This window comes from Nocardia sp. NPDC004278 (genome assembly GCF_053602975.1).
In genome coordinates this window covers 83,855-108,945 of record NZ_JBSGEQ010000007.1, presented here as the reverse complement: position 1 = coordinate 108,945, position 25,091 = coordinate 83,855, and the positions used below count along the sequence as shown (strand labels likewise).

The 25,091-nt window shown below is 66.0% G+C and carries 26 protein-coding genes and 1 tRNA gene; 11 read left to right on the top strand and 16 right to left on the bottom strand.

Going from position 1 to position 25,091, the window contains the following annotated elements:
• Nucleotides 1-20 precede the first annotated feature (20 nt).
• Nucleotides 21-1,055, top strand: a complete 1,035-nt coding sequence (locus ACWEO2_RS13245; protein ID WP_452405516.1) for an amidohydrolase family protein — start codon at nt 21-23, stop codon at nt 1,053-1,055.
• 212 nt (nt 1,056-1,267) lie between these two features.
• Here ACWEO2_RS13245 and ACWEO2_RS13240 read toward each other — a convergent pair whose 3' ends face one another.
• From ACWEO2_RS13240 to ACWEO2_RS13215, 6 genes are all read right to left on the bottom strand, one after another.
• Nucleotides 1,268-2,224, bottom strand: a complete 957-nt coding sequence (locus ACWEO2_RS13240; RefSeq protein WP_452405515.1) for a hypothetical protein — start codon at nt 2,222-2,224, stop codon at nt 1,268-1,270.
• A gap of 249 nt (nt 2,225-2,473) precedes the next feature.
• Nucleotides 2,474-2,546 (bottom strand) — tRNA-Ala (locus ACWEO2_RS13235).
• A 134-nt stretch (nt 2,547-2,680) separates the two neighbouring features.
• Complete coding sequence (sepX, locus tag ACWEO2_RS13230; RefSeq protein WP_452405514.1) at nt 2,681-3,811, bottom strand: divisome protein SepX/GlpR; 1,131 nt, start codon at nt 3,809-3,811, stop codon at nt 2,681-2,683.
• Between the two features lie 369 nt (nt 3,812-4,180).
• A complete protein-coding gene (locus ACWEO2_RS13225) occupies nt 4,181-4,831 on the bottom strand; it encodes a GNAT family N-acetyltransferase (protein WP_355176548.1) in 651 nt (216 codons plus the stop codon).
• 12 nt (nt 4,832-4,843) lie between these two features.
• Nucleotides 4,844-6,103: a molybdotransferase-like divisome protein Glp gene (gene glp / locus ACWEO2_RS13220; protein ID WP_452405513.1), complete on the bottom strand. Its 1,260-nt coding sequence runs from the start codon at nt 6,101-6,103 to the stop codon at nt 4,844-4,846.
• A gap of 126 nt (nt 6,104-6,229) precedes the next feature.
• Nucleotides 6,230-7,186, bottom strand: coding sequence for a UTP--glucose-1-phosphate uridylyltransferase (locus ACWEO2_RS13215; protein ID WP_452405512.1), 957 nt, complete (start codon nt 7,184-7,186; stop codon nt 6,230-6,232).
• An 86-nt stretch (nt 7,187-7,272) separates the two neighbouring features.
• Between ACWEO2_RS13215 and ACWEO2_RS13210 the strand changes: the two genes are divergently transcribed.
• The 4 genes from ACWEO2_RS13210 (at nt 7,273) to mscL (ending at nt 9,544) form a co-directional block, all read left to right on the top strand.
• Nucleotides 7,273-7,860, top strand: coding sequence for a 5-formyltetrahydrofolate cyclo-ligase (locus ACWEO2_RS13210; protein WP_452405692.1), 588 nt, complete (start codon nt 7,273-7,275; stop codon nt 7,858-7,860).
• A 69-nt stretch (nt 7,861-7,929) separates the two neighbouring features.
• Complete coding sequence (locus tag ACWEO2_RS13205; protein WP_354958374.1) at nt 7,930-8,226, top strand: FmdB family zinc ribbon protein; 297 nt, start codon at nt 7,930-7,932, stop codon at nt 8,224-8,226.
• A 111-nt stretch (nt 8,227-8,337) separates the two neighbouring features.
• Nucleotides 8,338-9,027: an SAF domain-containing protein gene (locus ACWEO2_RS13200; protein WP_452405511.1), complete on the top strand. Its 690-nt coding sequence runs from the start codon at nt 8,338-8,340 to the stop codon at nt 9,025-9,027.
• A gap of 112 nt (nt 9,028-9,139) precedes the next feature.
• Complete coding sequence (gene mscL / locus ACWEO2_RS13195) at nt 9,140-9,544, top strand: large conductance mechanosensitive channel protein MscL (RefSeq protein WP_452405510.1); 405 nt, start codon at nt 9,140-9,142, stop codon at nt 9,542-9,544.
• A gap of 133 nt (nt 9,545-9,677) precedes the next feature.
• Here the strand turns inward: mscL and ACWEO2_RS13190 are convergent, their stop codons facing one another.
• From ACWEO2_RS13190 to ACWEO2_RS13150, 9 genes are all read right to left on the bottom strand, one after another.
• On the bottom strand, nt 9,678-10,346 hold the full coding sequence (locus ACWEO2_RS13190; protein WP_452405509.1) for an MspA family porin: 669 nt from the start codon (nt 10,344-10,346) through the stop codon (nt 9,678-9,680).
• 75 nt (nt 10,347-10,421) lie between these two features.
• Nucleotides 10,422-11,096 (bottom strand): MspA family porin, encoded by a 675-nt coding sequence (locus ACWEO2_RS13185; protein WP_452405508.1) that lies wholly within the window; start codon nt 11,094-11,096, stop codon nt 10,422-10,424.
• Nucleotides 11,097-11,408: 312 nt separating this feature from the next.
• Nucleotides 11,409-12,080, bottom strand: coding sequence for an MspA family porin (locus tag ACWEO2_RS13180; protein ID WP_452405507.1), 672 nt, complete (start codon nt 12,078-12,080; stop codon nt 11,409-11,411).
• A 62-nt stretch (nt 12,081-12,142) separates the two neighbouring features.
• Entirely contained in the window at nt 12,143-12,811 is a 669-nt protein-coding gene (locus ACWEO2_RS13175) for an MspA family porin (protein WP_355176530.1), read from the bottom strand.
• 509 nt (nt 12,812-13,320) lie between these two features.
• Nucleotides 13,321-13,512 (bottom strand): hypothetical protein, encoded by a 192-nt coding sequence (locus tag ACWEO2_RS13170; RefSeq protein WP_452405691.1) that lies wholly within the window; start codon nt 13,510-13,512, stop codon nt 13,321-13,323.
• Nucleotides 13,509-14,084: a molybdenum cofactor synthesis domain-containing protein gene (locus ACWEO2_RS13165; RefSeq protein ID WP_433682669.1), complete on the bottom strand. Its 576-nt coding sequence runs from the start codon at nt 14,082-14,084 to the stop codon at nt 13,509-13,511. Before ACWEO2_RS13165 ends, ACWEO2_RS13170 begins: the two co-directional genes overlap by 4 nt.
• Nucleotides 14,084-15,553, bottom strand: a complete 1,470-nt coding sequence (locus ACWEO2_RS13160) for a trypsin-like peptidase domain-containing protein (protein ID WP_452405506.1) — start codon at nt 15,551-15,553, stop codon at nt 14,084-14,086. The genes ACWEO2_RS13165 and ACWEO2_RS13160 overlap by 1 nt, the downstream gene beginning before the upstream one ends.
• A 70-nt stretch (nt 15,554-15,623) precedes the next feature.
• Complete coding sequence (locus ACWEO2_RS13155) at nt 15,624-17,099, bottom strand: ATP-binding protein (protein ID WP_452405505.1); 1,476 nt, start codon at nt 17,097-17,099, stop codon at nt 15,624-15,626.
• Nucleotides 17,100-17,106: 7 nt separating this feature from the next.
• Nucleotides 17,107-17,793: a response regulator transcription factor gene (locus ACWEO2_RS13150; protein WP_354958384.1), complete on the bottom strand. Its 687-nt coding sequence runs from the start codon at nt 17,791-17,793 to the stop codon at nt 17,107-17,109.
• A gap of 370 nt (nt 17,794-18,163) precedes the next feature.
• Here ACWEO2_RS13150 and ACWEO2_RS13145 point away from each other — a divergent pair, with 370 nt between their 5' ends.
• The 5 genes from ACWEO2_RS13145 to ACWEO2_RS13125 all read left to right on the top strand — a co-directional run bounded on the left by ACWEO2_RS13145 (nt 18,164) and on the right by ACWEO2_RS13125 (nt 23,295).
• Nucleotides 18,164-20,995, top strand: a complete 2,832-nt coding sequence (locus ACWEO2_RS13145) for an ATP-binding protein (RefSeq protein ID WP_452405504.1) — start codon at nt 18,164-18,166, stop codon at nt 20,993-20,995.
• Entirely contained in the window at nt 20,992-21,399 is a 408-nt protein-coding gene (locus ACWEO2_RS13140) for a roadblock/LC7 domain-containing protein (protein WP_040695425.1), read from the top strand. Before ACWEO2_RS13145 ends, ACWEO2_RS13140 begins: the two co-directional genes overlap by 4 nt.
• A gap of 7 nt (nt 21,400-21,406) precedes the next feature.
• On the top strand, nt 21,407-21,781 hold the full coding sequence (locus ACWEO2_RS13135) for a DUF742 domain-containing protein (RefSeq protein ID WP_354958386.1): 375 nt from the start codon (nt 21,407-21,409) through the stop codon (nt 21,779-21,781).
• Between the two features lie 91 nt (nt 21,782-21,872).
• Entirely contained in the window at nt 21,873-22,430 is a 558-nt protein-coding gene (locus ACWEO2_RS13130; protein ID WP_354958393.1) for a GTP-binding protein, read from the top strand.
• The gene (locus ACWEO2_RS13125) at nt 22,423-23,295 is read left to right on the top strand and encodes an MHYT domain-containing protein (RefSeq protein WP_452405503.1); all 873 of its coding nucleotides are present in this window, start codon (nt 22,423-22,425) and stop codon (nt 23,293-23,295) included. Before ACWEO2_RS13130 ends, ACWEO2_RS13125 begins: the two co-directional genes overlap by 8 nt.
• Nucleotides 23,296-23,361: 66 nt before the next feature.
• On the opposite strand, the gene ACWEO2_RS13120 is transcribed toward ACWEO2_RS13125, so the two are convergent.
• On the bottom strand, nt 23,362-23,640 hold the full coding sequence (locus ACWEO2_RS13120) for a hypothetical protein (RefSeq protein WP_452405502.1): 279 nt from the start codon (nt 23,638-23,640) through the stop codon (nt 23,362-23,364).
• A gap of 22 nt (nt 23,641-23,662) precedes the next feature.
• Here ACWEO2_RS13120 and ACWEO2_RS13115 point away from each other — a divergent pair, with 22 nt between their 5' ends.
• A complete protein-coding gene (locus ACWEO2_RS13115) occupies nt 23,663-24,679 on the top strand; it encodes a glycoside hydrolase domain-containing protein (RefSeq protein ID WP_452405501.1) in 1,017 nt (338 codons plus the stop codon).
• The last annotated feature ends 412 nt before the right edge of the window (nt 24,680-25,091 follow it).

Here is a 25,091-nt window from a genome sequence, read left to right as displayed (position 1 = left end):
GACTCCACCAGGAGCTCCTCATGACGCTGATCTGCATCGAAGAACATGCGGTCGACCAGTCGATCGCCGAAGCGGCAGGCCCAGTCCTCGCCCGTGAGGCGCCGTACATGCGTGCCCAGAGTTCCAGCTCCTCGCCGGTGCGCCCCGGTGCCGGCCGACGACCCGCCGTCGACATCCACGAAGCGATCCGCCTCGGAACCGACCTCGGGCAGGACCGCATCCGGCGGATGGACGAGCACGGCATCGACGTGCAGATTGTTTCCTGGACCAGCCCAGTCCAGCTGGTTCCCGACGACAGGGCGGTCGCCCTGTGCCAGTCGGTCAACAACCGGCTCTCGAAGGCGGTCCTCGCTAGCCCCGATCGCCTTCAGGGGCTGGCGGCGTTGCCGTGGCAACTGCCCGCCGCCGCCGTCGACGAACTCGACCGCGCCGTGACCGACCTCGGTCTGCGCGGCGTCCTCATCCTGGGACGTCCTGGTGCCGGGTTCCTCGACGAACCCGCCTACCAGCCGGTCCTGGACCGGATCGCCGCACTGCGGGTGCCTCTCTACGTGCACCCTTTCCATCCCGTTCAACATGTGCAGCGGTCCTATTACGCGGGTTTCAACGACAAGGTGACCGCAGAGTTCTCCCTGGGAGGATGGGGCTGGCACCACGAGGCCGGCATTCACGTGCTGCGGCTCATCCTCGCCGGAGTGTTCGAACGTCTTCCCGACCTGCAGGTCATCAGTGGCCACTGGGGCGAGATGGTCCCCTTCTACCTCAGCCGCCTGGACGACGTCCTTTCGCCGGGCGACACCGGGCTGTCACGCACAATCGCCGAGGTCTACCGCTCCAACGTCTGGGTCACGCCCAGCGGGATGTTCCACCGCCCCCAGTTCGACTTCATCCGTGCCGAGGTGGGACTCGACCGGGTGATCTGGTCCACCGACTTCCCGTTCCTCCACCTCGGCGGCGTGCGTGAGTTCCTCGACGAACTCGACATCACGCCCGAGGAACGGGAGAGGATCACACATCGCAACGCTGAGCGGCTTTTCCGGCTGAACGGCGTGTAGTCAGCCGTTTTCACGGTCGGGAATTCGTAGCTGCTTCCAAGGTCGACGAGGATGATCCCGTATGGATTCATATCGGGGTCGAGCGCGTTGTCCAAAACGATCATTGCGCCTCCGCCGAGCTGAATGGTGGCGTCGGGATCGTCCTTGTCGGGGAAGGTGGTTTCGATGTTGAGGATCACGGTGCTGATGCAGCGATGGTCGGTGTCTCCGGCCTACATAACCCGTCGGCGGCCGTCGCGTCTAGGTGGGCGCGCCAGGGCGGGCCAGCGTGGCGTGCGGCGCAATTGCGAGCGCGCCGTGGCGATCATGCCGGGTGTCGCCCATCGGGTGAGGTGGTCCCATGCCGAGGCCATGTCGGGTTCCAGGATGAACAGTCGGCCATCGCAGCGGGCGAGTTGCGTTTCGTATCGGTCGCTTTGGAACTCCAGCCGCCAACCCGGCCACAGCCGTGGCCAGTCGGAGCGCAGACCGGCGAGTTCGCGAATGGTCCACACCATCGCGTGCCGCGCACCCAGGTCCAAGTGCAGTCCGCTGGTGGGTGGATATGGCAGCTCGGTCACCACAGCGGTGGAGGGCAGTGCGGTCGTCAGCGTCACACCGATCCCGAAGGCGGAGTTTTCGAAGTTGTACAGGTGGTATGCCCGTAACGGCGCACCAGGCCCGACGGCAAGCGTAACGAGCAGGGAATCGTCCGGCTCATCCGATTCGGGGTCGAAGTAGACCGGTGACCTGTCGTGCCAAGGCTCGCTGAATGTTGGTCCTGGACAGTAGTTGTCACCGCGGTACCGATCTCCGAGATACCGCACAATGTCGTCGATACCTTCGTAGGCCCATTGGAGCTCCCATCCCGGCCATGCTTGTGCGAGCAACGCATAGAATGCGGCGCGGTAGGCATACTGCAGCTCGCCTGAACTCGGAGTCAGCACGTCCTCGAACCACGACATGCCCAGCCGCCCGGACAACGCAAGCACCCGACGTCGCACATCGATCAGCACCACGGCTTCGCACCAGGGGTCGAAGTCCTCGACCGACTCCTCTGCCCGAGCCCACCGAATCGTGTTGTCCGGCCCCACAAGCAGGATCTGACCTATATGCCCGGCAGCGTGCGACCCGCAGAACATCGTCGCCGTAGGTCCGTCGACAATAACGAAGTCGGCGGGATCTCTCACTCATCTGATGGTATGCGCTCCATGCCACACCAGCACAACGCAATTCACGATCGGCATGAGCGTGCGTCTATTCTCGCTACACACACCGCCCACCCGGAACATGAACCGCCCGCTCGGAGTGCTGAGTCTTTACTCTGGATCGCTCGGACACAAACGACGCTCATCGATGACTGAACGGCCGCAAGGTGTTCGCGCAATAGCACACAACAGTGAAGCCGCAGGACGATTACCTGCGGCTTCACTGTTCAGTGGAGCTAAGGGGAATCGAACCCCTGACCTTCTCGATGCGAACGAGACGCGCTACCAACTGCGCTATAGCCCCGTGCGGCTCCGGGGAACCGCGCTGTGACACTGTATCAGGCGGGGTGGGCAGACTCCGAATCGTGTGGCTGAGCTGGGCAGATGCGAGGGAGAGCGCTCGACCGGACGCGGTGTCCGGATCGGGCGACCGGATGATCAGGCGCCTGCGGCTCGGCGCATATCGCCGCCGTGGCCGCGGCGCAGGGCGCGGGCGGTGGCGGCATCGAAGGTTTCCAGGTGCTCGAACGTGGGGTCTTCGTCATCGGACTCGATGAGGGCGGAGCGGCGGCGCAGGGCGCGGGCGGTGTCGCGGTCCATGACGCGCTGTTGGGCGCGCCGCTCGGCTTCGCGTTCCTCTTCGACATGCTCGCCGCGGCTGCGGGCCAGCCGGGCGAGGCGACGGCGCCGGATCTCCTCTTCCATGCGCACCTGCTTGCGTAGGTAGGCCAGGTAGGTCACCAGGACGAGCGCGGAGCCGCCACAGCCCCACCAGAACAGTGGGCTGAGTGCCACCGAGAGTCCGCCGAAGGTGAGAGCGGCCAGGATCAGGCCGAGTACCGCGCGCTGACGGAAGGTGTAGCGGGCCGCGCGCGCGATGGCGTCGGCCTCGGGGTCGAAGCCGCCGCGGCCACGCCTAGTGGGCACGAAATCCGGATCGTCGGAATCGGATTCGTCGAGACGAGCGGGTGGCGCCGTCCGGGCCGAGGGAATCCGGGCACCGGTCGTTTCGGTGTGCTCTGCCGCCACCAGGTCATCATCGGCCGTCGCACGTTGCTTCGCAGCCGTTCGGGCCGTTGCGATCTCGTCATCGTCGGAATCGATGCGGTCGAGTTCGCCAGCAGCGCCGTCGAATTCACCGTCCGCATCGTCGTATTCGTCGCGGTCCGCATCGTCGTATTCGTCATCGGCGGAGTCGAACTCGTCGACTTCACCTTCCCTGTTGTCGATTTCGGTATCGGATACCGCCGACGTGGCTTCGGGCGGGTCGGCCGTGGCATCGTCGTCCTCGGTGACCTGCTCGTCGGCCGGTGTCGTCATCCGGTCCTCCGCATCATCGCTGTGGGATAGCTTTCTCTGCACTCGGGTCGGGCGATAGTCCGGATCACTGTCATGTCCGGCGGCGGGTCCACTCTTCGCGCGCCGCTTGGAACCTCCGCGGTGCAATACGCGGGTCGCCAACGCCGCGTCGGTAGTCTGCCTGATCCTGGGATGCCGGTCGGCGAGGATCGGGAACAGCACGAAGACCCAGAGCACGACCAAGCCAATCCACAGGATCGAATTCGGCATCTCGCCTCAGCACCTCCGTCCCCGCCGCATCGTCTGTTCGACCGGGCCGCACCGCGCCCCGTCGCGGTGCGTTCGCTCGCGGCAAAACGCCTCGGACGGGCGGACGTCCGGTCGCCGCGGGGCGTATTCGGCACTGGTCACCGAGCGCCTCACAGCTCATCCTTTCGAGCGACCTGCAAGCAATCGCTACGGTCACTGTCGGTGGCGCAGGACGCACCTCCGACGTCCGTAGGTTAATTCGGTGTCGCACCAAGTTCGGTCAGGCGCGCCGTGCACATACGCCACACCCGTCACATTCCCACCATTATTGCCGCGCGTCGCGACCGCCGGGCGCGTCGAAAACGGTACGGGCGTGCCGTCATCCGGCAGTCAGGGCAAGGTGGCCCGCCCGTCGCGCACCAGCCGGTCCACGACGGTGCCCGCCACCTCCTCGACGGTGATGCCGACCAGCAGGTGGTCGCGCCAGGCACCGTCCACATCGAGGTAGCGCTTCAGCAGACCCTCCTCGCGGAAACCGACATTGCGCAGAACCGCTTGGCTGGCCAGGTTTTCCGGCCGCACCGTCGCCTCCACCCGATGCAATCCGACGGGCCCGAAGCAGTGGTCGAGACCGAGCGCCAGTGCCGCCGTCGCCACCCCCTGACCGCCCAAATCCTTGGCCACCCAATAGCCGATCCACGCCGAACGCAGGGCGCCACGCACGATATTGCCGACGGTCAGCTGGCCGCTGAAGGCACCGTCGACCTCGATCACGAGCGGAATCATCGCGCCGCGTCTGGCCTCGGCCTTCAGACTCGACCACAGCGACGGCCAGTTCGACGCATGGTTGCGTGCCTCCCAGGCGCCGCGCCCGGTCGGCTCCCACGGCTCCAGATGTGCCCTGTCGCGCAACCGGATCCGGCTCCACGCCGCCGCGTCGCGCAACCGCACCGGACGCAGACTGACCTCGCCCGCCGCAACCCGCACCGGTCCCAGATGCGCGGGCCATCCGGGATGCTGCGTGCCCCGGAACACGTTCATCGTCTCCACGCCTCAGCCGCGCTGTGCGAGAAATGCGACACGAACCTCGTCACCGGTCCTGATCTCGGTATCGTCCGGGTCGATCACGATCAGACTGTTCGCCTCGGCCAGCGTGGCGAGCAGATGCGACGAACCGCCGGCGCCGCCGCCGAGCGGCTGCACCAGATAGTCGCCGGTGGCCTCATCGCGCATGAGTTGGGCCCGCAGATAACCCTTGCGCCCGGCGATCGAGGTGATCGGCGTGATCGTCCTGGCGCGAATGATGCGGCGCATCGGATGTCTGCGCCCCAAGGCAATTCGAATCAACGGTCGCACCATGACCTCGAAAACAACCAGTGCCCCAACGGGATTCGATGGCAGCAGGAACGTCGGCACCTCATCGCGCCCGAGCCGCCCGAAACCCTGTACGGAGCCGGGATGCATGGCCACCCGGGCGATTTCGAGATCGCCCAGACCCTCGAGCGCCTCGCGCACCTGCTCCGAGGCCCAGCCGCCGATCGCGCCCGCGATCACCACGACCTCCGAGCGCACCAGCTGCCCCTCCACCACATCGCGCAGCCGCCGTGGATCCGAACTCACGATGCCGACGCGGTTCACATCCGCGCCAGCATCGCGTGCGGCGGCGGCCAATGCATAGGAGTTGACGTCGTAGACCTGTCCGGGGCCCGGCGTGCGATCGATATCGATCAACTCGCCGCCCACCGAGATCACCGACAACCGCGGCCGCGGATGCACCAGCACCTTGTCCTGGCCGACCGCGGCGAGCAGGCCCACCTGCGGCGCACCGATAATGGTGCCCGCGCGCACCGCCACATCGCCGGGCTGCACATCGTCGCCGATGCGCCGGACATAGTCACCGGATCGCACCGGCTCGTACACCTTGATCCTGGCCCGGCCGCCATCGGTGAAGTCCAAGGGCAGCACGGCATCCGCGAGTGTCGGCAGCGGCGCACCGGTGTCGACCCGCACGGTCTGGCGCGGCTGCAATCGGATCGGCTGTTTGGATCCGGCGACCACCTCGCCGACCACCGGCAGCGTCAGATCGACCAGTTCGCCGTCCTCATTGCGGATATCGGTACCGGCGGCGGCGACATCGACACTGCGCACCGCGTAGCCGTCGATGGCGGCCTGGTCGAATCCGGGCAGGGGGCGCTCGGTGACGACATCCTCGGCGCACAGCAGGCCCTGGGCCTCGGAGATCGCGACCCGGACCGGCCGGGGCGCGACCGCCGCAGCTGTCACCTTGATCTGCTGATCCTCAACCGAGCGCATCCAGCCCTTCCTGATCTCTCCGCACCGACCCGATTCCGCTACCCGCGCAACCACGTTCCATGCGCAAGGTGAACCATCATTCGTACCCGACGGTCCACAATCGGCGAAACCCGACGCCCGCCGCTATCAGTCGTCGGTCGTCAGCTGTGGGTCCCAGTCCGAACTGAGCCGATGCTGCAGCCACTCCCGCAGGGCGGGGCCGTATTCCTCTCGTTCCAAAGCGAAATCGACCGCAGCACGAAGATAGCCGCCCGGGTTGCCCAAATCGTGGCGCGACCCACGGTGGACCACCACATGGACCGGATGGCCCTCCTCGATGAGCAGGGCGATCGCATCGGTGAGTTGCAGTTCGCCGCCCGCGCCCGGTTCGATCCGCCGCAGCGCGTCGAAGATGGCGCGGTCCAACAGGTATCGGCCCGCGGCCGCGTAGGTCGACGGCGCGTCCGCCAGTGCCGGCTTCTCCACCATTCCGTTGACCCGCAGTACATTCGGGTTCACCGCATCGGGCACCGGCGCGACATCGAAGACACCGTAGGCGCTGACCTCGTCCTTGGGAACGTCGATGGCGCACAACACAGTTCCGCCGCGCTTGCGCCGCACCCGGCTCATCACATCGAGCACCCCGCACGGCAGCACCAGATCGTCGGGCAGCAGCACGGCGATGGCGTCCTCGTCCTCATCGAGGACACCCTCGGCCTGCGCGACGGCGTGTCCGAGGCCCAACGGCTCCTCCTGGACCACCGAGGTGACATCCAGCAGCGCGGGCGCCTTGCGCACCTTCTCCAGCAGATGGAATTTGCCGCGCTCGGCGAGCGTGCCCTCCAGCACCAGATCTTCGACGAAGTGCGCGACCACGCCGTCCTTACCGGGCGAGGTCACGATGACTAGTCGCTCGGCACCGGAGTCGGCGGCCTCGGTCGCGACCAGCTCGATGCCGGGAGTGTCGACCACCGGCAGCAGCTCCTTGGGCACGGTCTTGGTCGCGGGCAGGAACCGCGTCCCGAGTCCGGCCGCGGGCACCACGGCCGTGCGGAAACACGAAACGACCGCGCCATTCGCGGATTGTCCCGCCATTGCTGTCATACGCCTACCCTATCCATCCATCACAGGCCCGAGGCGGCCATCACGCCGACTCGGGTCCCGGTGAGCTTAAGGTGATCACCGTGGAGATGCCCGGCGAGCGTGACAAACATGCCTGGCGTGTGGAAATTAACGCCCGACGGGCCGCGATGACCGCCGCCGAGCACGAAACCGAGGCACGTGAGCTGGCCCACAACGTCGCCGCACTGGACGTTCCCGAATGGGTGTGCGCGTATGTGCCGGTGCGCGGAGAACCCGGATCGACGGCGTTGTTGACGGCGCTGCGCGCGGCGGGCGCCCGGGTGCTGCTGCCGGTCACCGGACCGCCGGGACCGCTGCAATGGGCCGAATTCACCGGCACCGATGACTTGCGGCGCGCGAGGTTCGGGCTGCTCGAGCCCGCGGGCGAGGTACTCGCCGATGCGATCACGCTGGCGGGATTGATCCTGGTCCCGGCGCTGGCGGTGGACCGCCGCGGCGTCCGGCTCGGCCGGGGCGCCGGATACTACGACCGGACCCTGGCCGCGGCCCGGCCGACGGCGCGATTGATCGCGGTGGTCCGCGACGACGAACTGCTCGATCGACTGCCCGAGGAACCGCACGATCTGCGCATGGGCTGGGCACTCACACCGCATGGTGGGCTGCATCGATTGGGTCGCGACGGGGATGCGGAATGAAATGCCGATTGGCGGTGTTGGCACTGTCGGCTGTAGAGTGCCAGATTGACGAACCCTGCGGAGGATCCAGTGCCAACTTATTCATATGCGTGCACCCAGTGTGACAACCGCTTCGACATCGTTCAGTCCTTTGCCGATGAGGCGCTGAGCGTCTGCTCGGAGTGCTCCGGGAAGCTACGCAAGCTGTTCAATTCCGTGGGCATTGTGTTCAAGGGCAGCGGTTTCTACCGCACGGACAGCCGCGGCGGCGCATCGACCGCGAGCGAGCCCGCGAAGTCGGACGGCGGTTCCGGCAGCTCCGCATCGAGCTCGGATTCCGCTTCCTCGACCAGCTCGAGCACCGCGAGCACGGCCGTCGCCAGCTGAGTTTCACCAGGTTGAAGCAGCCCTGCGGGAGTTATCCCCAGGGCTGTTGTTATCCACAGGCAGCATTGTTTCCCGGGCGGGTCGCTGTGATTGTCGCCATAGGCTGCGGACATGGCTCCCCTGGGCATCATCCGGCTGGGCAAGACCCGCTCCTTCGCCGAACTCGGCCGCGGCAACTCCCTGCGCTGCGCATTCGACAATCGCCCGCCGTGGGCAGATGGTCTGCTCGCCCGACGCCTGCTCGCGGCGGCACTCACCGCACTCGCGGTCATTCTCTTCCTGCGCGGTGATCCCGGTCGTGAACGCACCGACGTTATGGTCGCCGGACGCGATCTGCCGCCGGGGCATCTATTGGAGGCGGCCGATCTGCGCTCGGCACCCCACGAATCCAGGACACTGCCCGTGGGCGCGGTCGACGATATGGCCATCCTGGTCGGCGCGACGCTGACCGGCGCCATGCGCACCGGCGAGGTGTTCACCGATCTGCGCATCGTCGGGCCCCGGCTGGCGGCGGTCGCCACCAGCACCCGTGACGCCCGCATCGTGCCCATTCGGCTGGCCGATACCGCGGTCGCGGAGATCCTGCGGGCGGGCGACCGGGTGGACGTCGTCGCTGCGGAGGAGCAGAGCAGCCGGCCCGCTCGGCTACTGGCGCTCGACGCCGCGGTCGTCCTGGTATCCGGCCCTGGCGACCGGCGCGGCACGCCCGAGCGGGTCGTACTGGTCGCAATGGACGCCGAACACGCCACCGCGGTCGCCGCGGCCTCGCTGCGCACCGCCCTGACCGTCGTTCTTCATTGACAATCGTTTAGCCGAGCATTTGCTATCAAGGTCAACTAGCATCGGTCGAATACGGCAGCCCGGACCGCCGAGCACAGCTTTTCAGCTCCCATCCGAAGAGGAGATATTGGCAATGCTCAAGGGTTTCAAGGATTTTCTACTCCGCGGAAACGTCGTCGACCTGGCGGTAGCCGTGGTGATCGGAACCGCATTCGTCGCGGTCGTCACAGCGTTCACCGATGGCATCGTCAATCCGATACTCGCCGTCTTCGACGGCAGTAATGAACTCGGCCTCGGTTTCCGATTGGTTGCCGACAAACCGGCGACCTTTGTACAGGTCGGCCCGATCATTACCGCAGCCGTCAACTTCTTGATCATCGCCGCGGTGTTGTACTTCGTGCTGGTGCTGCCCGCGACGCACGTGAAGAAGCGATTCGGCACCAAGGACACCATCCCCACCGATTCCGAGGTGCTGGTCCAGATCCGCGATCTACTCACCGATGGCCAGCGCAGCGGGGGCGGACGACACGAGTTCTGACCGAATTCTCCTACACTGCAACTCGAGCCGAATTCGGTACGGCCACGAGCAAATGCGGCATTGGCTTGCGCCACAAGGCAAACGGGCCCGTCACAGCTGGTGACGGGCCCGTTCACGTATTCGAGCGGAATGCTCAGCCGAGGCTGAACGGCTGGCCCCACAGGGTGGTCCAGGTGATGACGTTATCGGTTTCCACCTCGACGCTGATGAAGGCACGAGCCTGCGCGTAGCCACCGCAGCCGGTCAGGCCGATGGTTTCATCGGACCAGGTGACCGAACCACTGCCGCCCTTGAACTTATTGCGCTTCTTGTGCGCCTCATTGCCGAAGTCATCGGCCTGCTCCTGATCGAGCACATAGAACGACTGCGCCTGCCCCGGACCGAGACTCAGGTTGGCACCGCTGGAGGCGCCAACCTTCGGCTTGACGTTCTCGCCGCTCCAGTCGAGACCGCCGGTGACGCCGCCTTCCGCGCCACCGCCGTCGATATTCACCTGGCAGCCGACGACATAGCCCGGGAAGATCGCACCGTTCCAGCCATCGGTGACCTCGACCTGCGCGCTACCGGAGACCCATGCGTTGCGGTGCACCGGTGTGGATCCCATGGACGGGCTGATATTGGCCGATTCGCCGACCAGCCGGATGGTGAGAACGGTGCCGTCGGACAGTGTCTTGACGATTTGTCCGCCCGGCAGCGGAATGAAGGTGTCGGCATTGGCCGCACCGGTGGACAGCAGGCCCAGTGCCACGGCGGCGGCGCCACCGAGCCCGGCCGCGCGCACCGCAAACTTACGATCGATCATGATAGTTATTACCCCTAGCGGATTGAGTTCGATGAGTTCGATTCGGCGAGTAGAGATTTCGAGATCCCACCGCGGTCAGCCGATGCTGAACGGCGCTCCATAGAGGGTGGCCTTGGAGTAGTTGTTGCCGATGATCTCGACAACGGTGTAGGCACGCGCCTGGGCATAGCCCGCGCAGCCCTGGATCTGGATCTCCGCATCCTGATACTCAACCGAGTAATGGCCCGGCTTCAGGATGTCCTTGTAATCGATCTGAACGAACTTGACCTCGCCCGGGCCGAGATTGATGCCGATCGAACCACCGAGCGAACCACCCGAGAGGTTGATACTGCCGGAAACGCCCGCCGAGATCGCGTTATCGGCGATACTCACCTGACATCCGACGATATAGCCGGTGCTCAACTGCGAAGCACCGTGCGTCGAGGAGTTATTGGTACCCGGCGCTCCGGAAGCGCCATTACTCGGACCGACGGTGCCCTCGGGCGTTACGGATACATCGGCAATGGCATTGCCCGTAACCCAGACGACTCGGCCCGCACCATTCGCGGCCAATGACGGCGAAATCAAGGCGTGTTCTCCCGTCCGGCTAACGGTCACGCCCGGACCCAACTTCTGGCCGTCCGGCAACGGCACGAAGACATCGGCGTTGGCAGCGCCGGTCGAAAGCAGGCCCATTCCCACAGCGGCGACGACACCGGCGCCCGCGATGCGGACCCCTCGACGCAGACCGCTGAAGCGGTTCTTGCTCATACTTCCCCTCATCAGGTTCTAGCGGACAACCTCGGGGTACCGAGGCCGAAGACCCTTTCATGCGGACACCGCGCGATGGAAATACCTTGGCCATCAAGCGGATTGCCAACAATCTCGTCGGTGGACGATCTTGGGTGCGCACAATGTTAGTGGTTTCCGCCGAATCTCTGTGAGATTTTGCACATGTTACCGTGCGATCCGCTACGATCCGCGAATCATGGTGGGCATCAGGGGGTTTCACAACGAAAAAAGCGGGCCCGCCGCGCATGCGACGAGCCCGCTCAGGTTTTCAGGGTGCGATGCCCCTGCCGATCAGCCGAGGCTGAACGGCTGGCCCCACAGGGTGGTCCAGGTGATGACGTTGTCGGTCTCCACCTCGACGCTGACGAAGGCACGCGCCTGCGCGTAACCGGCGCAGCCGGTCAGGCCGATGGTCTCATCGGCCCAGGTGACCGACCCGCTGCCGTTCTTGAACTTGTTGCGCTTCTTGTGCGCCTCATTGCCGAAGTCGTCGGCCTGCTCGAGATCGAGCACGTAGAACGACTGCGACTGGCCGGGGCCAAGGGTGAGGTTGCCACCGCTGCTCGCGCCGACGCCCGGCTTGACGCTCTGCCCGTCGCTCCAGTCGGCGGTGCCTTCGACACCACCGGTGGCGCCGCCACCCGCGATGTTCACCTGGCAGCCGACGGTGTAGCCCGGGAAGATCGCGCCGCCGCCGTCACCGGACACCGTGACCTGAGCGCTACCCGATACCCACGCGTTGCGGTGCAGCGGGGTGGAGCCCATGGACGGGTTGATGTTGGCGGATTCGCCGGTCAGGCTGATGGTGACGACGGTGCCGTCGGACAGCGTCTTGGTAATCGAGCCGCCCGGCAGCGGAACGAAGGTATCGGCGTTCGCGGCGCCGGTGGAGAACAGGCCAAGGGCGACAGTGGCAGCGGCGCCGACACCGGCCACCCGTGCCACGTTCTTACGGTTGATCATGCTATTTCCCTCGAGGGTTGATTCGCTTGAGCGAGAAGAATGTTCGTTGGATTCGACCGACATCAGCCGATGCTGAACGGCTGCCCGTAGAGGGTGGTCTTCGAGTAGTGGTCACCGATGATCTCGACGACGGTGTAGGCACGCGCCTGGGCATAGCCCGCGCAGCCCTGGATCTCGATCTCGGCATCCTGGTACTCAACCGAGTAATGGCCCGGCTTCAGGATGTCCTTGTAATCGATCTGAACGAACTTGACCTCGCCCGGGCCGAGATTGACACCGATCGAACCACCGAGCGAACCACCCGAGAGGTTGATGCTGCCGGAGACACCGGCGGAGATGGCATCGCTGGCGATGCTGACCTGGCAGCCGACGATGTAGCCGGTGCTCAGCTGCGATGCGCCGTGCGTCGAGGAGTTGTTGGTACCCGGGGCACCGGAGGCGCCATTGTTCGGGCCGACCGTGCCTTCCGGCGTAACAGCCACATCGGCGATGGCATTGCCCGAAACCCAGACCACGCGACCGGCGCCATTGGCCGCCAGCGACGGCGAGATCAGGGCGTGTTCACCAGTGCGGGTGAGGGTCACATCGGGCCCGGCCTTCTGGCCGTCCGGCAACGGCACGAAGGTATCGGCATTGGCAGCACCGGTCGAAAGCAGGCCCAAGGCCACGGCCGCGGCAGCGCCGACGCCCGCAATTCGGGCACCGCTGCGCAGGGTGCGGTTCTCGCTCATACTTCCCCTCATCAGGTTCTAACTAGTCAGCCTCGACCATCGAGGCTGGACGGTGGTCCTCTCAGGCCCAGCTCAGTTTGTGCCCCGTTTGTTGCCGATGTGTAACCGGCTGTTATTTCGGCGCAACGGTCAGTGCTGGCAACGGAACCGAGCCAGGTTCCGCCGAGTCGGCAAACGTACGTGCCGTACCCGGGCCCGCGAGGTCCAGCGGCGTGGGTGGCTCGAGGCGAGATTAAACCGACCAGTAACGGTCTGGCAACGTAAGTTTCTGTTAAGATCAATGTGATCTAGATCACACCATCTCAAATGCTCATATTGCTTGACGTGCATAAACGAGAAAGAAGCTCCAGCCGAAGCGACACAGAAGGTGTCGGCAGTCACATCAATGCCGAAGGCAACTACGGGACAGCATCGTAGTTAAAGCTTGAGTAAATTTCAGAGTGAGGAATTCACAGTGGAAGAAGCGGCGATATCGAACCGCGATACGTGGCTGGACCGTAGATGAGTCTTCAGCCGTGATGGGGCGGCACCTGCGAGCGGAGCCAGTCGTCAGATGACGATTCGGTATCGGCACCATCACCGCGCTCATCGCCGGTCGTTTCCGGGAGAACGTCACCGAAAATTTTTGCCAGACGCGCGGCGTCCCTCGCCCGGCGTGTCGCCGGGCGAGGGTCGTCCGAGGAGTCCGTGGCAGTAATTATTCGGCCAATCCGGACAACTCGCCGATCACTCGGCTGGCGAGCGGACTCAGGGTTGCCATGCCGTCGCGGACCGCCGCCCGGCTGCCCGGCAGGTTCACCACCAACGTGGAGCCGGAGACGCCAGCAAGACCGCGCGACAGACCGGCGTCGAGCGAGCCGGCGACCCGGCCCGAGGAGCGCAGTGCCTCGCTGATCCCGGGCAGTTCCCGGTCCAGCACCTGCGAGGTGGCCTCCGGCGTGACATCGCGCGGGGACATGCCGGTGCCGCCGACCGAGATGACCAGATCAACGCCGCCGATCACCGCGGTGTTCAGCGCATTGCGGATCTCCACCTCATCGGCCTGTACGGACACCGAAGCGTCCACCAGGAAACCCGCCTCGGTGAGCAACTCGGTGACCAGCGGCCCGAGCGAGTCCACACCTCCATGCGCCGTTCGATCGTCGACGACCACCACCAGTGCACGCCCCGCCACAGGAGCATCGATTTCCATGGTGGTAACCGTAGCGTCCAGGCCAACGAGGTGGGCGTCGGCTCCCGGTCGCGCCGTCAATCCGCCCGGCAGGACCCGCATCATCGGCCACCGTCCGCAGGCGCGCCGGAGAGGGTCACCTCGACGGTCTTGGGGTTATTGCCTTGTTCATCGGTGTAGGTGACCTTCACCTTGTCTCCTGGCTGGTGTGAGCGGACCGCGGCGATCAGCGCGTCGCCGGAGTCGATGGTCCGGCTGTCCACCTTGGTGATGATGGACCCGGCCGGAATGCCCGCTTTGGCGGCGGGGCCGTCGGGGGTCGCCTCGAGCACCCGGGCGACGGTGTCCTGCGGGCGCAGTTTGATGCCGATCTGGGCGTAGGTGGCGTGGCCGGTCTTGATCAGTTCGTCGGCGACCCGGCGGGCCTGGTCGACCGGGATGGCGAAGCCGAGGCCGATCGAACCGCTCTGCTGGCCGGTCGCCTCGCCGCCGAGGCTGGCGATCGCGGTATTGATGCCGATGAGCTTGCCACTGCCGTCGACGAGCGCGCCACCGGAGTTGCCCGGGTTGATCGCGGCGTCGGTCTGGATCGCGTCGATGACCGGCTGCACCTGGCTCGGCGTGCCCTCACCGTTGGTGGAGACCGGGCGATTGAGGGCGGAGACGATGCCCGTGGTCACCGTGCCCGCCAAACCGAGCGGCGAGCCGATCGCGATAACCGGCTGGCCGACCGCGAGATTAGCCGAGGTGCCCAGTTCGATCGGGGTCAAACCATCCTTGCCCTGCACCTTGATGACGGCCAGATCCGAGACCGGATCGGCGCCCACCAGCGTGGCGGGCGCGGTGGTGCCGTCGGCGAAGGCGACCTCCATCCTGGCATTGGCGCCACCGCCGGAGGCGACATGGTTATTGGTGAGGATCAGCCCGTCCGAGGACAGCACCACACCCGAACCCTCACCCTGGGCACGGCTGCTGGCGACCTTGATCATCACCACGCTCGGCAATACCTTCTGCGCCACCGCCTGGGTGGAACCGGCTGGCGCGTTCGTGACATTGCTGACATTGGGCTTGGGCACGTCCAGGGCATTCGTCACCACTGCGCGTCCGTTATCGGAGCGGGTGACCAGCGAGCCGACCGCGCCGCCGACCCCGCCGCTGACGAGTGCGAGCGCGACCGCGCCGACGACGAGACCGGTGCGGACCGGGCGGCGCGCGGGTTCCGGCTGCGGTTGCGCACCGAAGGCGGCACCCGGATACGGCCCGCCGGGTGGGACCGGCGGCGCGAAGGACGGCTGGGTGTACTCCGGGCCCGATTCCGGGCCGGGAAGGGGCTGGGCGTACTCCGGACCCGATTCGGGGCCGGGAAAGGGCTGGGTCGGATTGTGCGACCTGCGCTGCTGCCAAATCGACGGAGGCTTTGGTGGTTGCTGGGGCACATATCCGGAGTGCGGGTACGCCTGATCCGGCTGGCCCGGTTGCACGGCCGGGATCTGCTGGGTGGGATGCGGACCGGCGGCGGCATTGGAGTTATCCGGCTGCGGCGTCGCGCCTTCCTTCGAATCCTCGGTCATGTTTCTCGTATCTCCTTACGTCACCGACCAGCTTGGCGTCGACGACTGAGAGCGGACTGAGACCGCGCTTTCAGTTTTCCGAGATATCGGTCGGCGTACCCGGTATCGGCCCACCATCACCTTCACCCGGCAACACGATACGGATCAATGCGCCCCCGCGCGGTGAGGTATCGATGGTGATGGTGCCGCCGTGTTTGGTCACCACCTGTTTGACGATGGCGAGGCCGAGTCCTGACCCGGGCATCGACCGCGAGGCCGTCGTCCGATAGAACCGCTCGAAGACCAGCTCGCGCTCATTGGACGGAATGCCGGGTCCGGCATCGTCGACGGCCAGTTCGAGCAGTCCGCGCCCGGTCTCGCGCATGGTCACCTTCACCTGGGCCCCGGCCGGGCTCCATTTGGCGGCGTTGTCCAAGACATTGAGGATCGCGCGCTCCAGCCCCGCCTCGTGCCCGTAGACGAACCATGCGCGCAGTTCGGCGACGAACTCGATCGAACCGCGGCGGCGCCTAGCCCGCTCCAGCGCGCGCTCGGCCACCTCGCCGAGATCGACTCGGTCATAGACGGTTTCGGGCGCATCCTCACGGGCCAGATCGACCAGATCGCCGACCAGGGTGGACAGCTCTTCGATCTGGGCCATGACATCCGAGCGCAGTTCGGCCATATCCTGTTCCGGAATCTGCGGTGCGCCAGGGCGACTGGATGCGATAAGCAGTTCCATATTGGTTCGCAAAGATGTCAGCGGCGTCCGCAATTCATGTCCGGCGTCCGCAACCAATCTGCGTTGGCGATCACGCGATTCGGCGAGTGCGCGCAACATGGTGTTGAAACTGTCGGTAAGTCTTGCGAGTTCATCGTCGCCGGTAACCGGAATCGGCGTCAGATCGTCGGTGCGGGCAACCCGCTCGGTCGCGGCCGTCAGCCGCCCGATCGGTCGCAGCCCGGTGCGCCCGACCGCGGTACCGGCGCCCGCCGCCAGCACGACACCGCAACCGCCGACCACGAACAGCAACCACGCCAGCCGGTCCAACACCTCCCTGGTCGGTTGCAACCGCTGCGAAACGATCAGCGTCGCACCGGAATGTGTCGGCACGGCGAGTACACGCTGATTGCTCACGGTGCGCAGCGACGACGGCAACTCACCGTCGGCCACCGCGAGCTCTTGCGTGCCCACCGGCGGAATCGTTTGCTGCGGTGGCATATACGCCTTGTGATTGGCGTATATCAATGCGACCCCGACGTCATTGGAGTACAGGCCCGCGATCACGATCGACTGGAACCCGAGGCTGTCGAAGTTGTTATTGATCATGGTGGCCGCGCGCGCCTTCAACTGCGAGTCGACATCGTCGTACAGCGAACGCGCGACCATCGCATACGCCGCGATGGACGTCACCGCGACGGCCACTGCCACCACCGACGCGGCCAGCAGCGTCACCCGCCAGCGCAGCGAGACCGATCTGGTCAGCGGCATGGGCGGGCGCATCTCCGCCGAATCCGGCTGACCGAGCGTGGCGACCAGTTGTCGCTTGGGGATCGCGCGTGCCATGACCCGCCTACGGAGGTGTCTCACGTAGGACGTAGCCGACGCCACGCACAGTGTGGATGAGCCGGGCCTCGCCCTCGGCCTCGGTCTTGCGGCGCAGGTAGCCGATGTAGACCTCGAGTGCGTTACCGGAGGTCGGGAAGTCGTAGCCCCAGACCTCCTCCAGGATGCGGCTGCGGGTCAGCACCCGGCGCGGATTGGCCATCAGCATTTCCAGCAGTGAGAACTCGGTGCGGGTCAGGCTGATCGAACGGTCGCTCCGGGTCACCTCGCGGGTGACCGGGTCCAACGACAAATCGGCGAACGTCATGGTCTCGGAAACCTCGCCGGGATCGGCGGCCCTGCGGCGCAACAACGCGCGCAATCGCGCCAGCAATTCCTCCAGCGCGAATGGTTTCGGCAAATAGTCATCGGCACCGGCATCGAGTCCGGCTACCCGCTCCGATACCGAATCTCGCGCCGTCAACACCAGAATCGGCAGATCGTCTCCGGTACTGCGCAACCGTCGGCAAACTTCGAGCCCATCCATCCGCGGCATCATCACATCGAGTACGAGTGCGTCCGGTCGCTGCGCGGTTGCCTTCTCCAGCGCGTCGACTCCGTCGACCGCGAGATCGACGGAGTAGCCGTTGAAGGTCAGTGACCGGCGCAGCGATTCCCGGACGGCACGATCGTCGTCGACTACCAGAATGCGCATGCCCCCAGTTTGACCGCATCGACTGAGAGTCGACTGAGAGGGAGACGTTCGACACGCCGACACCGCTTGCGGTCACTCGAAAGGATCGGCCCCGCTAGGGGTGGTCGAGTGACCAGCAGGTTTGTGATCACGTACAGATCTCGGTGCAAAACGCAACCGTTTTGGACGGCGAAACCCGTTCTGAGTAGCCATATTCGAGTGAATTACAGAGCGAGTGCCCCAGATTGCCGTTGGTCACTCTGCGCGGTATGTTCCGTGCGGTAAAAAGAAGACCTCTAGTTGGTTCTCAGCGGGTTGAATCAAAACCGAACAGCCACGCGCCATCCGGGGGCACTCGTGCAAGCTCGTGAAGCGGAGGCAACGGAAGCGGATGGAAGCTGCACCGCGGTCCTGGCAATTCAGTCTGTCCAACTGGTCGGTCACTCGCAAGGTTGGCATCGTGCTGGTGCTGCCCGTGCTGCTGGCCACCGTGTTCGCCGTGCTCCGGATCAACAACGAACTGCGCACCATGTCGCAGTTGGACGCGGCGACCGAACAGGTCATCATCATTCGCCCGATCGTCAAGTTCGGTACCGCCACCGAACAACTCGCGGTCGCGGCGACATCCTCCTGGGGTAACACCGCGGACCCGGCCACCGACGCGGCGTTGACGAAATTCGATCAGGCGCTCGCCGATCTCGAGGCCGGGATGCGCACCACCAGGGCGAGCACCAGGGTCACCTCCGAATTGGCCTCGGCCGTCGCCACCGGCACCACCATGCGCAATAGCCTGCGCAACGGATCGCCGATGATGGTCGGCGAACAGGCCGATGAGATCGCCGTCCGCATCGGCAACGCGTTCGCGCTCTCGCCCTCGGTCGAGGACCTCGTCATCCAGCGGTACTTCCTGCAGATCGGCGCGATCCAGAACGCGCGCCGCGTGCTGACCCAGCAGCGCATGCTGATCAGCTCCCCCGAGGCGGGTCACAATCCGAGCGTGCGCCCGAAGGTGCTCACCTCGGCGGGTGCCGAGATGACCATGGTCAATACCTACGGCATCATCCTGCCGGACAACGCGCCCAATATGCGTCCGCTGCTGGACGCGGTCGGCATCCGGCTCGGGGCGTTCAGCCAGAACGCGGGCGATCCGACATCCAATCCGGCCGTGCTGGAATCCCTGCAGGCGAGCGCGGATACCTATGAGAAGACCACCAACGCCCTCGCCGACACCATCGATAGGGCGCTGGCCAATCGGACCACCGAGGCGCAGACCGGCGCGCTGCGCGAAACCACGATCGTCATCGGCATGCTGCTCGCCGGCCTGGCCCTGGCCCTCGCCGTCGCACGCACCCTGGTCGTCCCGGTGCGCCGGCTGCGCCGCGATGCCCTCGAGGTCGCGCACGTCCAGCTGCCCGACGAACTCGCCGTCGTGCGCAGCGGTGGCGCCACCCCGGAGATCACCCCGGTCGGTGTGCACACCACCGACGAGGTCGGCCAGCTGGCCCGCGCCGTCGACGAAATCCATGAGCAGGCGCTGAACCTCGCCGCCGACCAGGCCCGACTGCGACTGCAGATCGGGAACATGTTCGAAACCCTGTCCCGCCGCAGCCAATCCCTCGTCGAGCAGCAGCTGGCGCTGATCGAGGATCTGGAGCACGACGAGGACAATGCCGAGCGGCTGCAGAGCCTGTTCCGCCTGGACCACCTCGCCACCCGCATGCGCCGCAACGGCGACAACCTGCTGGTGCTCGCCGGTACCGCGCTGCGCCGCGGCCAGCTGCATCCGGTGCCGCTGTCGGACATGCTCTGGAGTGCGGTCTCCCAGGTGGAGGACTACCAGCGCGTCGAGATCGGCGCGGTGCCCGACGGCATCGTCCCCGGTGAACCCGCGGTCGATATCGAACATCTGCTCGCCGAACTCATCGATAACGCGCTGCGCTACTCCCCACCGACCACACCGGTCGCGGTGATGGTGGCGCGCGCGGTCGACGGCGGCTACCTGATCGAGATCACCGACCGCGGCCTCGGCATGTCACTCGAGGATCTGCAGCTCACCAATGACCGGCTCGCCTCCGGTGGTGAGGTGACCGTCGAAACCGCCCGCCGCATGGGTCTTTTCGTCGTCGGCCGACTCGCCAAGCGGCACACCATCACGGTGAGCCTGCGCCGCACCTCGACCATGGCACAGCAGCCCGGCATCACCGCCAGCGTGCACCTGCCGGGTGCGCTCGTCGCCCCGCCGCTCGACGCGACCGATCCGAACCAGCGGGCCATCGAGGCGCCGATGATGGCCGCACTGCCCGCACCGCCGCAGCACCAACAGCCGCCGCGCACGCTGGTACCGGTGCCGAGCCTGCCGCAGCGCGAGCCGTCGCGGTTCGCGGTTACCAGTTCCGGGCTGCCGCAACGTCGTCCCGCCATGCGTGTTGCTGACGCACCCGAGGTACCAGTACCCGGGGACGACAACACCGAAACCTCGGTCGACGTATTCGCCGAATATCCGGCCGGTGGCCGGGGCGAGGCCGACCGGCCGCGCCTCACCCCGTTCGGACCGCCGACCTCGACGAATGAGTCTGCCACCGGGCCCAATTCGGTGATCGATGTGGAACCGCAGGTGCCCCTCGGCGCCGTCACCGATCTCTGGGCCGAACAGCCCGACGACCCCGCCACGACCGGATCGACGCCGACCGTCTCCCGCGAATCCGCCGAACCGCAGGCCACCGCGTATCTCACCGGTCCACAGCCGATCACGCCGCAGGCCGTGCGGCCGTCGCTGCCGACCCGAAGGCCCGCCGCCGCATCGGAACCCGCGACGACGACCTCGACTCGACTACAACCGGTACAGGCCGAATCCAGCACGACCACCTCGACCCGACTACAGCCGGTCCAGGGCGAAACGCCCACCCCGATCTACCAGCGGATGGTCTCGGAGTGGCTGGTCGAGCCCGCGGCGGCGGCACCCTCGCCGTCGGCATGGACTTCACCCGCCGACGCGGGCTGGACGGCCGCCGAACAGGCCAGCCATCCGACCGCCGAAGCCCGCACCGTCGGCGGACTGCCGATCCGCCGACCGGGTGCGCAGCTGGTGCCCGGTGGCCTCGCACCGGCGGAAGAACCCGGCGTACGTGATCCGGAGGAGATCCGGAACAACCTGACCAGGCATCTCAGTGGGGTCCGCAGCGGGCGGGCCGAAGCGCAGTACAACGACGGAGGGCTTGTATGACCAACCCCAACAGCACCACGGACGAGAACCTCAACTGGCTGGTCGCCCGCTTCACCAAGGATGTGCCTGGCGTGTCACATGCGGTGCTGGTGACGGCGGACGGCCTGCTGCAGGCGACCAGCCCGAATCTACCCGCCGACCGGGCCGAACAGCTTTCCGCGGTCACCGCCGGTCTGGCGAGCCTAGCCACCGGTGCGGCCTCGCTGTTCGACGGCGGCAAGGTGATGCAGTCGATCGTGGAGATGCAGCGCGGCTATCTGCTGGTGATGAGCGTCGGCAACGGATCACATCTGGCCGTGCTCGCCAATAAGTCGCACGATATCGGCCGCATCGGCTACGAAATGGCCCTGCTCGTCGATCGTGTGGGCACGGTGGTCACAGCCACCGCCCGGACCGCAGTCTGATCCAACGATGTCGAGTCCACTCGGCCAAGGGCCCAACCGGCCGACCACCCGTGTCAGACCCTATGCCCTGACCTCCGGGCGCACCGAACCCGCGGTCGACCTCCCGCTCGAAGCGGTTATCGAAACACTGTCGTACACTGCGCATCTCGAATGGCCAGCGGGCGATCTGCGCACCGAGATCCTGCGCCTGGGCACGCATCGGCTCTCGGTCGCCGAGATTGCCGCCCATATGGATCGGCCGCTGGGCATGGTGCGGGTCATGGTCGGCGACCTGGTCGTCGACGGCGCCCTGCGCGTGCATTCGACCCTGACCGAAGAGGCGAGCTTCGACGAGCGTCGTTCCCTGATGGAGAGGACTTTGCGTGGACTCCGTGCCCTATAAGACTGCCGGGACCGCCGGAAATTACGGGCACGCCGGACAACCCGGCAACCCAGCACCCGGCGAGGCCGACACCCGTGTCGCCTCGACCAAAATCGTTGTCGCCGGTGGCTTCGGCGCGGGCAAGACGACCTTCGTCGGCGCGGTCTCGGAGATCGTCCCGCTGCGCACCGAGGCCATGGTGACCCGTTTCTCCGACGGTATCGACGATCTCGCCGATACCCCGGAGAAGGAAACCACCACGGTCGCCATGGATTTCGGCCGTATCATCCTGCCGGGCAATCTGGTGCTCTATCTGTTCGGCACCCCGGGCCAGCGCCGCTTCTGGTTCATGTGGGACGACCTGATCCGCGGCGCCATCGGCGCGGTGGTGCTCATCGACACCCGGCGGCTCGAGGACAGCTTCGCCGCGGTCGACTTCTTCGAGGCGCGCAACCTGCCGTTCCTGATCGCCGTCAACCGCTTCCCCGACGCCCCCCGCTTCCCGATCGCCGAACTGCGCGAAGCGCTTTCGGTGCGCGAGGGCGTGCCCATCGTGGATATCGACGCGCGCAATGCCATGGAGGTCCGCCAAGCGCTGGCGGCCGTCACCGAATATGCGATCGCCCAGCTGAAGGCGCTCGAATTGGAAGGATCCGCGCAACATGCATGACGTCCGGTTGTTCGCTGCGGCGAACAGCGGGGCTGCGGTGGACCAGTTCTCCATGGGGTACTGGATCGCCGCACTCTCCTTCGGTGTTTCGGTGCTCGGCGCCGTGGTCGGGCTGGCTTGTGTCCTACACGCCGCGCGCTCGGCCCGGTTCCGGTTGGTGTGGGTGACCTCGGCCGCGGTGTCGATCGGCGGCGTCGGCGTCTGGTTGGCCACCTCGGTGGTGCTGCTCGGGCTCGATATCGCGGGCACCGCGGTGCGCTTCGACGGCGGCCGCATGATCGCGGCCATGGTGACGGCGTTCGGCGCGGTATTCGTCGCGCTGCTCGTCATCGGCCGCCGCCTGCGGCTGGCCCGGCTGATTCCGGGCGGACTGGTGATGGGCATCGGCTGCGCTTCGAGTCTCTATCTCGGGCTCGGGTCCATCCGCATTCAGGGTTCGGTCGAGATCTCCCCGTGGCTTTCGGCCGTCGTGCTCGTTATCGCGCTGGTGACCGGCGTGGGGACACTGTGGTCGTTCCAGGCGCTGCGCAATCCGCTCGCGCGCGCGGCCACGGTGCTGTTGTTCGCCGTCGGTGTGGCGGGCATGTACTACGCGGGCATCGCAGCCATCGATCCGGCGATCGACACGGCCGGGAAGGCGCCGGACGGGCTCACGCTGTTCGAATTCGTATTTCCGATGTTCGTGATCGGTTCGCTGGCACTGACCGTGCCGATCACCGCGGTGCTCATCGCGCCCGACCGGCGCGAGACCGCTGCGGCCATCGCGGCCACGAGCCGGTCCGAGGACAACGTGCGCCGGTCCGAGCACGATGCGCGCCGGTCCCAGCACGATGCGCGCCGGTCCAGGCTCGAGTCGGTGCGCTGAGCCGACTCGAGCCCATTGACTCGAGCCCATTTGTGTATGCAGCTCTTTACGTAAGTGGCCTTTGCATCAGGGCTTGGGCGCTGGCATCGCGCCGATGGTCTTACTCGGGTCAATGATGCCGACCGCCGCACCCTGCGGACCGGCGATGACGGCCGAGCGCCCGGCGGGGGAATCCGAGATCGGTTGCCGGACTGTGCCGCCCAGTTCGGTGGTCATGGCGACCACGCCGGCCATATCGGTCGCGACGAACATCCGCCCGAATCCCCTTACCTCGAAGGTGGGCACAATCAGCTGACCGGCCGTGTCGCTGCGGGCGGGTTCGGCAATGCCGCCGATTTCGGCCAACGACCCACCTACAGTGAGAGATATGCGTTTCGGTCTGGACTACGCCGCGGGACGTCCCGGCGGCGCGGCCATCCAAGCGGCCGGATTCGACTTCGTGGTGCGCTACCTCTCCGATGGCGGTCCCACGCTGCCCGGCAAACAGCTGACTCCCGCCGAGGCCGACGACCTACGCGCGCACGGCATTTCCATCGTGTCGAACTGGGAAACCACCGCGACCAGGATGCTGGACGGCTACGACGCCGGAATCATCGATGCCCGTGCGGGTTTGGCACAGGTGCTGCGCTGTGGCGGCCGGTCGGATCGGCCGATCTACTTCTCCGCGGATTTCGACTCGACGCCCCAGGATCAGCTCGCGATCAATGCCTATCTCGAGGGCGCGGCCACCGTACTCGGCTCCGCGAATGTCGGTATCTACGGCGGGTTCTGGTCGGTCACCCGGGCACTGGACGCGGGTGTCGCCACGTGGTCGTGGCAGACCGGTGCCTGGTCCGGCACCAATGTCGAGACCAGGCGCAATATCCATCAGACATCGCGGCAGGTGGTTGTCGGCGGTGTGCTCTGCGATGTAAATGAATCCGAGACAATAGATTTCGGCCAGTGGGACTTTGTACAGGAGGAACCGGACGTGACGCCGGAACAAGATGCCGTACTGCGCGATATCCAGATTCAGCTGCGCGGTCCCGGCCTGTCCGGCTGGCCGCAGCTCGGCACCGATGCGGAGAGCCGCAACCGCACCCTGGTGGACGGGGTGGCGGCGGCGCTGCAGCGGATCCAGGAGTTGGCGGCCGAATCGGCCGATCTGCGCCGGCAGATCGGCGAATTGCGTACGGAGGTCAGCGAACTCGAAGCCACCACGGCGGATCTGGTCGAGGAGGTCAAGCGGTTGGACGGACCGCACTGGCCGTGGCCGTTCTCCCTGATCGAGGGTCCGGCCGACTTCGTAGGTGAGCAGCTGGCCCGCCTGGAATCGCTGTTGCCGGGATTGCCCGGAAGCCGGGAGGCGGAGAAATCGGCCGAAGAGCCAGAAGTTTGGCGATGAGCGGGTTCTCAGTAGTCCGGCGAACCGGGGTTCCGAGAACCCGCCCTCTCGGATGAGGGTACCGGCGAGAGAGCACGAAATCATCACTGCGCCAGGACTTTTACGGATACGAAAAACCAACTCTCAGTACGTAATTGACCTGCGAGCAACCCGGACGCAATCGGGCCGCAGCAAAAGTTGCCATGTGGCGTGGATCACTTCGTTAGCTACAAGATTGCCACAGGCTTGGTTCCGATCCGGACCGATGTGCAGATCTGATCCAGCGGATCCGGTCGGTCGATCACCGACCGCGCGCATTCACGTCCCATGACAGCAGCGCGCGAGTTATCGTCTGCTGGCACATACCGGTTCGTTCGAAGGAGTTCGTATGGCCGTGAACGTGGTGCTCGACAAGGCATACGAGAACAAGTCG